Below are 13,907 nucleotides of genomic sequence, written 5' to 3'. Positions count from 1 at the left end.
CTTCTAATGAAATGATAGGAAAGGAAAAAAACTAGAGTGGCAACTGTCATTCTGGAGAATTAAATTATGCTTGTATCTTATAAATGGTTAAAAGAATTGGTGGACATTGATGTACCATCACAAGAGTTGGCTGAAAAAATGTCAACCACAGGGATCGAAGTAGAAGGTGTGGAATCACCTGCTGCTGGTCTCTCAAAAATTGTCGTCGGAGAAGTCTTGTCTTGCGAAGATGTGCCAGAAACACACTTGCATGTCTGCCAAGTCAATGTGGATGAAGAAGAAGCCCGTCAAATCGTCTGTGGAGCGCCAAATGTGCGTGCAGGCATCAAGGTTATGGTGGCACTTCCGGGAGCTCGCATTGCGGACAACTACAAGATTAAAAAAGGGAAAATCCGTGGCTTAGAGTCACTCGGGATGATCTGTTCACTTGGTGAATTGGGCATTTCTGACTCCGTTGTACCGAAAGAATTTGCAGATGGAATTCAAATCTTGCCAGAAGATGCAGTACCAGGTGAGGAAGTCTTCTCTTACCTAGACTTGGATGATGAAATCATCGAACTTTCTATCACACCCAACCGAGCAGATGCTCTTTCTATGCGTGGGGTAGCTCACGAAGTGGCAGCTATCTATGATAAGGCAGTCAACTTTAAAGAATTTACTTTAACAGAAACAGACCAAGTTGCAGCGGATGCTCTTTCTGTCAGCATTGATACAGATAAGGCTCCTTACTATGCTGCCCGTATCTTAGATAATGTGACTATCGCACCAAGTCCACAATGGTTGCAAAACCTCCTCATGAACGAGGGTATTCGTCCCATTAACAATGTCGTCGACGTGACCAACTATATCTTGCTTTACTTTGGTCAGCCTATGCATGCCTTTGACTTGGATACCTTTGAAGGAACTGATATCCGTGTACGTGAAGCACGTGCTGGTGAGAAATTAGTGACCTTGGATGGGGAAGAGCGTGAGTTGGAAACAACTGATTTAGTCATTACTGTTGCTGACAAACCAGTAGCCCTTGCAGGTGTCATGGGCGGAGAGGCTACAGAAATCTCTGAAAAGTCTACTCGTGTCGTCCTTGAAGCTGCTGTCTTCAATGGCAAATCTATCCGTAAGACAAGTGGTCGTCTCAATCTTCGCTCAGAATCATCTTCTCGCTTTGAAAAAGGCATCAATGTGGCAACTGTCAATGAAGCCCTTGATGCGGCAGCAAGTATGATTGCAGAGCTTGCAGGTGCAACCGTGCGTAAGGGCATCGTTTCAGCAGGACAGTTGGACACTTCTGATGTGGAAGTTTCTTCTACTCTTGCAGACGTTAACCGTGTCCTTGGTACTGAGCTTTCCTATGCGGATGTAGAGGATGTTTTCCGTCGTCTTGGATTTGGCCTTTCTGGAAATGCAGAAAGCTTCACAGTGAGCGTTCCTCGTCGTCGTTGGGATATTTCGATTGAAGCAGACCTCTTCGAAGAAATCGCTCGGATTTATGGTTATGACCGCTTGCCAACCAGTCTTCCAAAAGATGATGGGACAGCCGGTGAATTAACAGCTACACAAAAGCTTCGCCGTAAAGTTCGTACCATTGCAGAAGGTGCTGGATTGACAGAAATCATCACTTACGCTCTGACAACCCCTGAAAAAGCAGTTGAGTTTACGATTCAGCCAAGTCATTTGACAGAATTGATGTGGCCAATGACTGTGGACCGTTCTGTTCTCCGTCAAAATATGGTTTCAGGCATTTTGGATACAGTTGCCTACAACGTAGCGCGTAAGAATAAAAACTTGGCTCTTTATGAGATTGGAAAAGTCTTTGAACAAACGGGTAATCCAAAAGAAGACTTGCCAAATGAAATCAACAGCTTTGCTTTTGCATTGACAGGTTTAGTCGCTGAAAAAGACTTCCAAACTGCAGCCGTTCCGGTTGATTTCTTCTATGCTAAGGGAATCCTTGAAGCCCTCTTTTCTCGTTTGGGTCTTGAAGTGACTTATACAGCAACCTCTGAAATCGCTAGCCTTCACCCAGGACGTACAGCCTTGATCTCACTAGGGGATCAAGTTCTTGGTTTCCTCGGTCAAGTGCACCCTGTGACGGCTAAGGCTTACGATATTCCAGAAACTTATGTGGCAGAGCTTAACCTTTCAGCTATTGAAGAAGCCCTTCAACCAGCAGCAGTCTTTGTGGAAATTACTAAATTCCCAGCAGTCAGCCGTGATATCGCCCTTCTCCTCAAAGCAGAAGTGACTCACCAAGAGGTGGTTGATGCCATTCAAGCTGCTGGCGTGAAACGTTTGACAGACATCAAACTCTTTGACGTCTTCTCAGGTGAAAAACTAGGACTTGGCATGAAGTCTATGGCCTACAGCTTGACCTTTCAAAATCTAGAAGATAGTTTGACAGACGAAGAAGTCGCACGCTACATGGAAAAAATTCAAGCTTCTCTCGAAGAAAAAGTGAATGCAGAAGTGCGTTAACAGTCTAAAATCCATCCTGAGGGATGGATTTTTTTGTCTTTGTAAATGCCGAATATTGGAAAGAAAAATGAAGTTGAATCTTATTCGTTTTGATATAAAAAATGCCCAGTAAATTCTACTAATAAAAATGTACATAAATCCTTGTAATGACTAAAAAAAGGAGTATAATGGGGGTAAGATTAGTAGGAGGTGGATTATGTTAGAAGTCCGCAATCTTGAAAAAAGTTTTGGTCCCAAACAAGTCTTGTTTGGCGTTGACTTTCAAGCTCAGCCTGGAAGAATTTTAGGTCTAGTTGGGAAAAATGGAGCAGGGAAAACAACCATTTTCCACAGTATTTTGAAATTTTTGGATTATCAAGGAGAAATTCAGTTTGATGGTCAGGAAATTCGTCAGGAAACCTACGCTCGGATTGGCTATCTACCCGAAGAACGTAGTCTCATGCCTAAGTTGACAGTTCTAGAGCAGGTTCGTTACCTAGCCATGTTAAAAGGCATGGATGCCAAAGAAGTCAAAGAAAAACTCCCTCAATGGATGGAGAAGCTGGAAGTCAAGGGGAAATTGACAGATAAGATTAAGAGTCTCTCAAAAGGGAATCAACAAAAGATTCAGCTGATTATTACTTTAATGCATGAACCAGATCTGATCATTCTAGATGAACCTTTTAGTGGTCTGGATCCAGTCAATACTGAATTGCTCAAGCAGGTTATCCTCAAAGAAAAAGAACGTGGTGCAACCATTATCTTTTCAGATCACGTCATGACCAATGTCGAAGAGCTATGTGATGATATCCTTATGATTCGTGATGGGCGTGTCGTCTTGCATGGACCAGTCCAAGATGTTCGTAATCAATACGGCAAAACGCGACTCTTTGTTGCAAGTGAAAAGAGTCAGGAAGACTTGGAAAAACTCCCACATGTCACACATGCTAGCTTGACCAAGCAGGGGATTTGGAAGCTCATCCTAGATGATGAAAATGCTGGACAGGAGCTTTTTGCTATCTTGACTCAAGGACACTATATTGCGACCTTTGACCAGCAAGCTCCGACAATAGATGAAATCTTTAAACTAGAATCAGGGGTGGAAGTATGAGAAATATGTTGGTTGTAATCAAAGAAACTTATTTACGTCATGTCAAATCCTGGAGTTTCTTCTTTATGGTAATTTCGCCTTTTCTCTTTATCGGCTTGTCTGGCGGAATTGGCTATCTCCAAGGTTCCTCTTTAGCTCAGAATAATAAGGTGGCAGTAGTTAGTTCGGTGCCTGCTGTAACAGAGAGTCTTAAATCGACCAATGGCATTAATTTTGACTATAAGGATGAAGCAAGCGCCCAAGAAGCTGTCAAGGATGAAAAAATAAAAGGTTATTTGACCATTGATCAAGAAGGTAGTGTCCTCAAGGCAGTCTATCACGGTGAAACTTCACTTGAAAGTGGTATTAAGTTAGCTGTGACAACTAAGTTGAATGAGCTCCAATACCAACTCAATCGTTCGGAGGCACATTTATCTCAGGAACAGGAACAGCACTTGGCACAAACGATTCAATTCTCAGAGCAGATTGATGAATCTAAGGAAAGTAAGAAGATGGTCCAAACCTTTGCAGCGGCAGGACTAGGCTTCTTCCTCTATATGATCTTGATTACTTATGCCAGTGTCACTGCTCAAGAGGTAGCCAGTGAAAAAGGGACAAAAATTATGGAAGTGGTCTTCTCAAGTATTCGTGCTAGCCACTACTTTTACGCACGCATGATTGCCTTACTTCTTGTCATTTTGACTCATATTGGTATTTATGTTGTAGGCGGACTTGGAGCTATCTTATTCTTTAAGGATATGCCTTTCTTGGCTAATTCAGGTATTCTAAGTCATTTGGGAGAAGCATTTTCTCTGAACACCTTATTGTTTGTCTTAGTCAGTCTTTTCATGTATGTAGTCTTGGCAGCCTTCTTAGGTTCTATGGTTTCTCGCCCTGAAGATGCAGGAAAGGCCTTATCTCCGTTGATGATTTTGATAATAGCTGGTTTTGTTGGCGTTACTGCCCTAGGCGCTGCAGGAGACAATCTGATTTTGAAAATTGGATCCTATATTCCCTTTATTTCTACTTTCTTTATGCCTTTTAGAGCTATTAATGGTTATGCAAATAGCATCGAGGCTTGGATTTCTCTTGCGATAACAGTTGTATTTGCCGTAACTGCAACAGCCTTTATCGGACGTATGTATGCTAGCCTAGTCCTCCAAACAGATGATTTAGGTATCTGGAAAACCTTTAAACGAGCTTTAAGCTATCACTAAAAGAGACACCTTCAGTGAATACTGGAGGTGTTTTTGCTTTACGAATTCATTGCTGTCTGGTCTTCTTTACTTTATAATGAAAAAAGAATGAAAAGGAGAAGGACATGAACTATATGGATGTTGCTGAAAATGAGCATTTGTTAATCATTGTCCTTGGTATGATGCTGATCAGCCAGATGAGTGAAGATGAGGTGGAGGCAGCCTTGTCGATTGGCATCAACACCTTGAGCTAACGGATATCTATGGATATGGCTAGTGTGAGGTTCTGCTGGGTAAAGTTTTCAAGCGCCGTTCGAATCTTCGGGACTAGATTTAGTATACCAGACGTCACTTGTATTAGTGGGCTGGTTTTTTTGTTCTATGCTTTACAGATTTTTCTTGACAAGTTTTCTTTGTTATGGTAATATTTTAGGCAACAAGTGTTGCGCAACAAACGTTGCACGAAAGGAGTCTTATGCCACCCAAGGTTAAATTTAGTAAAGAGGCTATGATTGGGACAGCTTTACAATTGGTGAGAGAAGAGGGAATAGCTAGTTTGACGGCTCGAGCATTAGCGGAAAAACTGGGAGCCACACCAAGAGTCATTTTTGGGCAATTTGCAAATATGGCTGAGTTACAAGCAGAGGTTATTGTTGCTGCGGAAATGGTCGTGGTTGAGTATATTCGCAAGGCCTTAGAAGATGAGAAGCCTTTTCGATCTGTCGGGGTTGCTTATATCCTGTTCGCCTCAAAAGAGCCCCAACTCTTTCAGTTGCTTTTCCAAAATCCTAGCAAAGATCCGATTCGTCGCTTTCAAGATTTTCTTCCCATGAAGGATCATAGTTACCAATTGGTTCTGGATTCGATTGTCGCAGACTATCCTTTGACTGTAGAGGAGGCTAGTCGATTGTACCAGCATCTATTCATCTACTCACACGGGATGGCCTCTATGGTTGCTTCTGGTATTTATCAGTTCAGCATGGAAGAAGTGATTGGTTTATTGACAGAAGTTTGTCAATCTCTCATCAAAGAAATGGTAGGAAAGAAATGATTCAACTAGAAAATGTATACAAAGGCTACGGCCAAACCAAGGTTTTAAAAGGGATTGATCTACAGATTCAAGACCAGGATGATGTAGTTATCCTAGGTCCTTCTGGATCAGGAAAGTCAACCCTCTTAAACGTGTTATCAGGATTAGAAAAGGTAGATGAGGGGCATATTCTCATTCAAGGACAGGATTTGTCTCAACTCACAGATGCTCAATTGACAGCCTTTAGACGTGATAAGATTGCCTTTATTTTTCAGCAGTATTATTTATTGCCGAATCTCACGGTTAGACAAAATGTTAAGATGGGAGCTGACCTGGCAGACAATCATGATTTTTTGCAGATTATCGAGGATTTGGGACTTGGCGATAAGCTAGACAAGTATCCGAGTGAATTGTCTGGCGGGGAACAGCAGAGAGTATCTATTGCTCGTGCCTTAGCCAAAAAGCCAGAGATTCTTTTCTTAGATGAGCCGACGGGAGCCCTGGATGAAGAAACAGGGCGCAAGATTCTCGACTATATCTGGAAGTTGAAGGAAAAGCTTGGCTTTACCCTAATCATGGTGACACACAACCAAAATATTGCGGATATGGCCAGAACCATCATTCGCGTCAATAGTGGCAAAATTACTGAAGTTGTGACCAATGATCAGCCACAGACTGCTTATGAGATTGGATGGTAAGCCATGTTTTCAGTAAAAGATATTCGAAAATTAGTTGTCGTCAGTATCATTGGAGCCTGTGCGATTTTTGTGGCCAATCTCTTCTTGAATTTTTATCTTGATATCGAGCAGTTGGAGATTTCTAAAACCAATCCGATGATTCAGACCTACTATGATGCCCAAATTTCGCTTTCCTGGATGGTGGCCATGGTCAGCGGGGTTGTCTTGTCCTTGACGTCGATCCTTCTCATGTGTTTTTATATCAAACAATTTGTCGATGACCACAAGGAACAATTAGGAATTTTAAAGGCTTTGGGTTATAGCAATGGCCAGTTGGGGAAACGATTTTGGGCTTTTGGATTCAGTTTTGGAGTTGGAGCGCTTCTTGGCTATTTAGCTTCTTTTCTAATGATGGGACATTTTTATGACTTTCGCAATGAGAAGGGGATTTTGCCAGAAATTACCATTCATTTTCACTGGCAGCTCTTGATCGCTTTAGTGATACTGCCAACGGCTTTCTTTATGGTTCTTGCGATTGGCTATGCTAAAAGACAATTACAAACGCCGGCCCTTCGCCTATTGAAAAAATCCCCAACACCGATTAAGGTCAAAAGGAAAAAAAGTGCTCCTAAGAAAGAAACCCCCTTCCTAAAAGAGCTGTCTTCGTCGCTGATTTGGGGGAGAAAATCGATCCTGTTTTTTGTGGTCTTTGGCTCCATGTGTTTCGCGGCCATGATTCAATTGTCTTTTGGGCTAAGGGACTACACAGATGACATCATCCAAACGATGATGATTATGATTGGTTTGATCCTTTCTTTCTCGATCCTCTTTTTGTCATTGGGAATTGTGGTCTCAGAAAGTCGCGAAACCTTGGCTCTTATGAAGGCTTTTGGCTACACCGATCGTGAATGCCAAAGTCATATTCTCGCTCCTTATCGTTTCTGGGCTTATCTAGGATTTGCCCTTGGGACGGCTTATCAATATGGCATCATGGAAATCTTGATTGGTGTGATCAAAGACACCGTTCCTGAAAAGATTGAGCATAACTTTGACTGGAATGTGTGCTTTTGGACTTTGATCGTTTTTGCGGTGGTTTATGAAAGCCTCTTTTATCTATCCAACAGAAAACTCCAAAAACAAACCATCAAAGAAGTGCTCTTAGCTGAATAAATAGAAAAGGTTGGCTTACCCAGCCTTTTTCTTTTGAAACGCATTGACAAGGGAGGCTTTTCCGCTATTCTAGGGGAATGAAAGAAAAGGAAAGGAAAGGGATTGAGATGAAACGGAGTTACTGGCAGGACCTGAAAGGGGCCTTTTACTTAATCTGGCGCAATAAATGGTCCTTTATCTCTGTAGGGATCCTCTGGCAGTTTGTGGTTGGCATTGGGCTGTGGCCTTGTGTCATAAATAAATCAATAGACCTGTGAGTGTATCACCCAGGTCTTTTTATTCGCTGAAATATTTCATATTATTTCTTCTAAACCTTTGACTAATAAGGAAAATTATCGTACAATAAAGAGTACGTGATAAAATGAGACCAGAGTTTATATACTCTGGCATTAGTAGTAAAAAAAGAGGAGAAACGCTTTGGAATTAGAAGTATTTGCTGGGCAAGAAAAAAGTGAACTATCTATGATTGAGGTGGCTCGTGCCATCTTGGAACAACGTGGTCGCGACCACGAAATGCATTTTAGCGATTTGGTCAATGAAATCCAAAACTATCTTGGTACCTCTAATAGCGATATTCGCGAAGCACTACCTTTGTTCTATACAGAGTTGAACTTTGATGGTAGCTTCATCTCTCTTGGAGATAACAAATGGGGCCTTCGTTCATGGTATGGAGTAGATGAAATTGACGAAGAAATCATTGCTCTTGAGGAAAGTGACGATGAAGAAGTAGCGCCTAAGGCTAAGAAAAAACGTGTCAATGCCTTTATGGATGGAGATACGGATGCCATTGATTATGGTGCAGATGATCCAGAGGATGAGGACGCCTACGAAGAAGATCCAGCTCTTTCTTACGATGATGAAAATCCGGATGATGAGAAGAACGAAGTAGAAGCCTACGACGCTGAAATCAATGAAATTGCACCAGATGACCTTGGAGAAGATGTGGATCTCGTTGAAGAAGATGACGAAGATTCTGAGGAAGAGGAAGAATAATATCAAACAACGAGGAAATCTCCTTGTTGTTTTCTTTTCTGCAGTAGAACTATAAATCTAGCAAAGAGTGACATTTGACAAATGAGTAAAATTGAGGTAAGATATTGTTCGGGCACCTCTTTTTGAGGTCGGAGCTTCCTAGTTATTAGGGAGCTATTTTTGTTTTTCCAGGGAAATTATCAACCTGGATTGTAGTTATCGGTGAAGGTCTTGTTTTCTTAGTCCCCCTCTAGTGAACAAGATCTTGAGCATTTTAGAAAGAGGAATCTATGTCTACGAAATATATTTTTGTAACTGGTGGAGTGGTGTCGTCTATTGGAAAAGGTATCGTTGCAGCGAGCCTTGGGCGCCTTTTGAAAAATCGTGGTTTGAAGGTAACTATTCAAAAATTTGACCCTTATATCAATATTGACCCAGGGACCATGAGCCCTTATCAGCACGGGGAAGTTTTTGTAACAGATGATGGGGCTGAGACAGACTTGGACTTGGGTCACTATGAACGTTTTATTGATATCAATCTTAACAAATTCTCAAACGTGACAACTGGTAAAATCTACAGTGAAGTTCTTCGCAAGGAACGTCGTGGAGAATACCTTGGAGCAACTGTCCAAGTCATTCCACATATTACAGATGCCTTGAAAGAAAAAATTAAGCGTGCCGCTCTAACGACTGACTCTGATGTTATTATTACAGAGGTTGGGGGAACAGTCGGTGATATTGAATCCCTTCCATTCTTAGAGGCGCTTCGTCAAATGAAGTCTGATGTAGGCGCAGAAAATGTCATGTATATCCATACAACCTTGCTTCCTTACCTCAAGGCAGCTGGAGAAATGAAGACCAAGCCGACTCAACACTCTGTCAAAGAATTGCGTGGTTTGGGAATCCAGCCAAATATGTTGGTCATTCGTACAGAAAAACCTGCAGGACAAGGGATTAAAAACAAACTAGCCCAGTTCTGTGATGTAGCGCCAGAAGCTGTTATCGAGTCATTGGACGTGGATCATCTTTACCAAATTCCACTTAATCTGCAAGCTCAAGGCATGGATCAAATCGTCTGTGACCATTTGAAGATTGATGCACCGGCAGCAGATATGACAGAGTGGTCAGCCATGGTCGATAAGGTCATGAATCTCAAAAAACAAGTCAAAATTGCTCTTGTTGGTAAGTATGTCGAGTTGCAAGATGCCTACATTTCTGTCGTAGAGGCCTTGAAACACTCTGGTTATGCAAATGATGCAGAAGTCAAGATTGATTGGGTCAATGCTAATTATGTGACAGCTGACAATGTGGCAGAACTTCTATCTGATGCTGACGGAATCATCGTTCCAGGTGGTTTTGGTCAACGTGGAACTGAAGGTAAGATTCAAGCGATTCGCTATGCGCGTGAAAATGATGTACCAATGTTGGGAGTCTGCTTGGGAATGCAATTGACTTGTATCGAGTTTGCCCGTCATGTTTTAGGACTTGAAGGAGCTAATTCAGCAGAGCTTGATCCTGATACCAAATATCCGATCATCGATATCATGCGTGATCAGATTGATGTTGAGGACATGGGTGGAACCCTTCGTTTAGGACTTTATCCTTCTAAGTTGAAACGTGGTTCCAAGGCAGCTGCAGCTTATCATAATAAAGAAGTGGTCCAACGTCGCCACCGCCACCGTTATGAGTTTAACAATGCCTTCCGTGAACAGTTTGAAGGAGCAGGTTTTGTCTTTTCAGGAGTGTCACCAGACAACCGCTTGGTCGAAATTGTTGAAATCCCAGAAAACAAATTCTTTGTGGCTTGTCAGTATCATCCAGAACTTTCAAGTCGTCCAAATCGTCCAGAAGAACTTTACACTGCATTTGTAACAGCAGCTGTTGAAAATAGTAAATAGTAGAATAAACCTTTGAGAGTTATCTCAGAGGTTTTTAATTTGTTTTCAGTATTATGAAAATCTGGAAAATCAGCTCTGAATTTGGTAAGATAAGATTATGGATTTTGAAAAAATTGAACAAGCATATACTTATTTACTAGAAAATGTCCAAATTATTCAAAATGATTTGGCGACTAGCTTTTATGACGCCTTGATAGAACAAAACGGAATTTATCTAGATGGCCAAACCAATCTGGAACAAGTCAAGAAAAATAACCAGGCTTTAAAACGCTTAGCACTTCGAAAAGAGGAGTGGTTACGGACCTATCAATTTTTGTTAATGAAGGCAGCGCAAACAGAACCTCTTCAAGCCAACCACCAGTTCACGCCAGATGCCATTGGTCACTTGATGATTTTTATCATAGAGCAACTTTTTCCTGCTGAAAATATGAGTCTATTAGAGTTGGGTTCTGGGATGGGAATTCTGGGAGCTAGCTTCTTAACGTCCATGAACAAAAAGGTAGACTATCTGGGAATAGAACTTGATGACCTCTTGATTGACTTGGCGGCAAGCATGGCGGAAGTAATGGATCTTCAAATGGGCTTTGTCCAAGGAGATGCAGTACGTCCACAAGTATTAAAAGAAAGTGATATCATTGTAAGTGACCTGCCTGTCGGTTACTATCCAGATAATCAGACAGCCTCGCGTTATCAAGTGGCAGCCAAGGGCGAACATACCTATGCGCATCATCTGTTAATGGAACAATCACTCAAGTATCTTAAAACAGGTGGTTATGCGATTTTTCTAGCTCCAACAGATCTCCTGACAAGTCCTCAGAGTGAACTTTTAAAATCATGGCTGACTGAAAAAGCCCAACTAGTAGCAATCATCGCTTTACCAGAGGATCTCTTTGCACAGGGAGCTCAGTCTAAAACAATCTTTGTTCTACAGAAGAAGACGGGAGAAGGGATTGAACCATTTGTTTATCCACTTACGAGTCTTCGTGACCCTGAAATTTTGATGGAATTTAAGGAAAATTTTCAAAATTGGTGTCAAGAACATGAAATCTAATGTAAATTTTGATATAATAGTTGAAAACGCTTAAAAAAGGGGAAACATTATGACAAAAACCATTGCAATTAACGCTGGAAGCTCAAGCTTGAAATGGCAACTCTACCAAATGCCAGAAGAAAAGGTACTTGCAAAAGGTTTGATTGAGCGAATCGGATTGAAGGATTCTGTTTCAACAGTTAAGTTTGATGGTCGTTCTGAAGAACAAGTTCTTGATATTGAAAACCACACCTTAGCTGTTAAGATTTTGCTTGATGACTTGATTCGTTTTAATATTATTAAATCTTATGATGAGATTACTGGTGTTGGACACCGTGTCGTTGCAGGTGGTGAGTACTTCAAAGAGTCTACAGTTGTTGAAGGCGATGTCTTAGAAAAAATTGAAGAACTAGGACTTCTTGCTCCATTGCACAACCCTGCAAATGCTGCTGGTATTCGTGCCTTCAAAGAATTGTTGCCAGATATCACAAGTGTAGCGGTCTTTGATACATCATTCCACACAACAATGCCAGAAAAAGCATACCGTTATCCATTACCAACTAAGTACTATACAGAAAACAAAGTTCGTAAATACGGTGCGCACGGAACAAGTCACCAATATGTTGCTCAAGAAGCAGCAAAACTTTTGGGACGTCCATTAGAAGAGTTGAAATTGATCACTTGCCATATCGGTAATGGTGCTTCTATCACAGCTGTTAAGGGAGGTCAATCAATCGATACCTCTATGGGGTTCACTCCACTTGGTGGTGTTATGATGGGAACTCGTACAGGGGATATTGATCCAGCTATCATTCCTTATTTAATGCAATATACAGAGGACTTTAACAAACCTGAGGATATCAGTCGTATTCTTAATCGTGAGTCAGGATTGCTGGGTGTTTCAGGTAAGTCTAGTGATATGCGTGATGTGATAGCTGCAATGGAAGCAGAGAATCATGATGCTGCTTTGGCCTTTGAAATGTATGTTGACCGTATCCAAAAACATATTGGCCAATACTTGGCAGTCCTAAATGGAGCTGATGCCATTATCTTTACTGCTGGTGTTGGTGAAAATGCAACTCTCGTCCGTGAGAAAGTTATCTCAGGTATTTCTTGGTTTGGCTGTGATGTAGATCCAGAGAAAAATGTTTTTGGTGTAACTGGAGATATCTCTACTGAAGCAGCAAAAATTCGTGTCCTTGTCATTGCAACGGATGAAGAACTTGTCATTGCACGTGATGTTGAGCGTTTGAAAAAATAAATGATACAAAAATCGACCTCTCTTTCAAGAAGGTCGATTTTTTATGTTGTTGACGAATATTTACCATTTGGTAAGCGAAACTTCGCCACTGTTGAGCCAAATTTTTTTACCAGTAGCTAATTGGATCTGCAGTTGACCCTGGTCAGAGATATCACAAGCTTTTCCTGAGATGATTTCTTGATCTTTCTTGAAGGAAATTTCTTTTCCTAAAACAATTGATTGTTTTTTATAAAGGTAAAGCAGCTCATCAGCCTCTGTTTCGTAGAAACATTTCCAGATTTCTGCAATCAGTTCATTGCGTGTAATGGGGCTACTTTTAGAAAAGAGACTTCCAGCTTTTCCTTGCAGATTTTTGGGAAAGTCAGCGATAGAAAAGTTGATTCCAACACCAATAATAACATCTGTAACAAGGCCGGTTTCGATAGAAGTAATGGCTTCTGTTAGGATACCGGCTATTTTTTTCTGATTAAGATACAGATCATTTACCCATTTGATGTCTAAATCAATCAAGCTTAAATTTTTAACAGCCTTATAAATAGCAGCTGCAGTTAAGAGTGTATAAGCTGGTAAATCTAGATAAGAAAGATTGGGTTTGAGGTGGAGAGACATATAGATTCCCCCCTTTTCTGGAGAGTAGTAGGGGCGTTGAAATCGACCACGTCCCATCGTTTGGCCAGTTGAGAGGTAGAGTATATCTCCCTTGGCACCAGCTTCCATAGCCTCCTTAGCATCACTCTGAGTTGATTTGGTGATAGGTTTATATTGAACAGTGATGGGGCTGTTGTTTTCGATTTCTTGAGGTAAGATTAGGTCACCATGAAGAAGTTTGTAACCACGGTTTTTGATGCTGTCAATTTCTAAACCTTCTTGTTGGAGGCGTTGGATAGCCTTCCAAACAGAGGTGCGAGAGAGGTTTAATATTTCAGCAATTTTTTCTCCACTTAAATAATCTGTTTCATGAGCTAAGATTTTGTAAACTTCTTGGTAGGATTTCATACTAGGTCCTTTCTGAAACAACTAGATTTATTGTACCATATTTTTACAAAAGGATGCGTGGTTTAAGAGATATCTTCACCCACTATAAAATTTTACCTAGTTTTAGTTTGGGTGCCATGGACAAAGTGGTTTTCAA

General features: G+C 41.1%; 12 protein-coding genes. 11 read left to right on the top strand and 1 reads right to left on the bottom strand.

The annotated features are described in order from the left end of the window. Positions 1-66: 66 nt before the first annotated feature. The 11 genes from pheT (at position 67) to QM857_RS02320 (ending at position 12,775) form a co-directional block, all read left to right on the top strand. Positions 67-2,472, top strand: a complete 2,406-nt coding sequence (gene pheT / locus QM857_RS02370) for a phenylalanine--tRNA ligase subunit beta (protein WP_414274947.1) — start codon at positions 67-69, stop codon at positions 2,470-2,472. A gap of 196 nt (positions 2,473-2,668) precedes the next feature. Next, complete coding sequence (locus QM857_RS02365) at positions 2,669-3,562, top strand: ABC transporter ATP-binding protein (protein ID WP_414268457.1); 894 nt, start codon at positions 2,669-2,671, stop codon at positions 3,560-3,562. Further along, entirely contained in the window at positions 3,559-4,758 is a 1,200-nt protein-coding gene (locus QM857_RS02360) for an ABC transporter permease (RefSeq protein WP_414274946.1), read from the top strand. Before QM857_RS02365 ends, QM857_RS02360 begins: the two co-directional genes overlap by 4 nt. 104 nt (positions 4,759-4,862) lie before the next feature. Further along, complete coding sequence (locus QM857_RS02355; protein ID WP_414274945.1) at positions 4,863-4,991, top strand: glutamyl-tRNA amidotransferase; 129 nt, start codon at positions 4,863-4,865, stop codon at positions 4,989-4,991. A gap of 221 nt (positions 4,992-5,212) precedes the next feature. Continuing rightward, positions 5,213-5,788, top strand: a complete 576-nt coding sequence (locus QM857_RS02350; RefSeq protein WP_414274944.1) for a TetR/AcrR family transcriptional regulator — start codon at positions 5,213-5,215, stop codon at positions 5,786-5,788. Further along, positions 5,785-6,465, top strand: coding sequence for an ABC transporter ATP-binding protein (locus QM857_RS02345; RefSeq protein ID WP_414274943.1), 681 nt, complete (start codon positions 5,785-5,787; stop codon positions 6,463-6,465). The genes QM857_RS02350 and QM857_RS02345 overlap by 4 nt, the downstream gene beginning before the upstream one ends. A gap of 3 nt (positions 6,466-6,468) precedes the next feature. After that, positions 6,469-7,614 (top strand): FtsX-like permease family protein, encoded by a 1,146-nt coding sequence (locus QM857_RS02340; protein ID WP_414274942.1) that lies wholly within the window; start codon positions 6,469-6,471, stop codon positions 7,612-7,614. Between the two features lie 417 nt (positions 7,615-8,031). Beyond that, positions 8,032-8,607, top strand: coding sequence for a DNA-directed RNA polymerase subunit delta (rpoE, locus tag QM857_RS02335; RefSeq protein ID WP_006148015.1), 576 nt, complete (start codon positions 8,032-8,034; stop codon positions 8,605-8,607). A 269-nt stretch (positions 8,608-8,876) separates the two neighbouring features. Next, positions 8,877-10,484 (top strand): CTP synthase, encoded by a 1,608-nt coding sequence (locus QM857_RS02330; RefSeq protein ID WP_414274941.1) that lies wholly within the window; start codon positions 8,877-8,879, stop codon positions 10,482-10,484. Positions 10,485-10,581: 97 nt separating this feature from the next. Beyond that, positions 10,582-11,535: a class I SAM-dependent methyltransferase gene (locus tag QM857_RS02325; protein ID WP_414274940.1), complete on the top strand. Its 954-nt coding sequence runs from the start codon at positions 10,582-10,584 to the stop codon at positions 11,533-11,535. A gap of 49 nt (positions 11,536-11,584) precedes the next feature. Beyond that, entirely contained in the window at positions 11,585-12,775 is a 1,191-nt protein-coding gene (locus tag QM857_RS02320) for an acetate kinase (RefSeq protein ID WP_414274939.1), read from the top strand. Between the two features lie 60 nt (positions 12,776-12,835). Here QM857_RS02320 and birA read toward each other — a convergent pair whose 3' ends face one another. Then, positions 12,836-13,771 carry a bifunctional biotin--[acetyl-CoA-carboxylase] ligase/biotin operon repressor BirA gene (birA, locus tag QM857_RS02315; RefSeq protein ID WP_414274938.1) on the bottom strand — a complete coding sequence of 312 codons (936 nt, stop codon included), beginning with the start codon at positions 13,769-13,771 and terminating at the stop codon, positions 12,836-12,838. Positions 13,772-13,907: the final 136 nt, after the last annotated feature.

The sequence above is a fragment of the Streptococcus infantis genome, from assembly GCF_047463315.1.
GTDB classification, from domain to species: Bacteria; Bacillota; Bacilli; order Lactobacillales; family Streptococcaceae; genus Streptococcus; species Streptococcus infantis_AB.
This window is presented reverse-complemented; position numbering and strand designations above follow the sequence as displayed.

Coding starts and splice junctions, on each gene's coding strand:
- pheT (WP_414274947.1), top strand. CDS start 67: ATGCTTGTATCTTATAAATGGTTAAAAGAATTGGTGGACATTGATGTA.
- QM857_RS02365 (WP_414268457.1), top strand. CDS start 2,669: ATGTTAGAAGTCCGCAATCTTGAAAAAAGTTTTGGTCCCAAACAAGTC.
- QM857_RS02360 (WP_414274946.1), top strand. CDS start 3,559: ATGAGAAATATGTTGGTTGTAATCAAAGAAACTTATTTACGTCATGTC.
- QM857_RS02355 (WP_414274945.1), top strand. CDS start 4,863: ATGAACTATATGGATGTTGCTGAAAATGAGCATTTGTTAATCATTGTC.
- QM857_RS02350 (WP_414274944.1), top strand. CDS start 5,213: ATGCCACCCAAGGTTAAATTTAGTAAAGAGGCTATGATTGGGACAGCT.
- QM857_RS02345 (WP_414274943.1), top strand. CDS start 5,785: ATGATTCAACTAGAAAATGTATACAAAGGCTACGGCCAAACCAAGGTT.
- QM857_RS02340 (WP_414274942.1), top strand. CDS start 6,469: ATGTTTTCAGTAAAAGATATTCGAAAATTAGTTGTCGTCAGTATCATT.
- QM857_RS02330 (WP_414274941.1), top strand. CDS start 8,877: ATGTCTACGAAATATATTTTTGTAACTGGTGGAGTGGTGTCGTCTATT.
- QM857_RS02325 (WP_414274940.1), top strand. CDS start 10,582: ATGGATTTTGAAAAAATTGAACAAGCATATACTTATTTACTAGAAAAT.
- QM857_RS02320 (WP_414274939.1), top strand. CDS start 11,585: ATGACAAAAACCATTGCAATTAACGCTGGAAGCTCAAGCTTGAAATGG.
- birA (WP_414274938.1), bottom strand. CDS start 13,771: ATGAAATCCTACCAAGAAGTTTACAAAATCTTAGCTCATGAAACAGAT.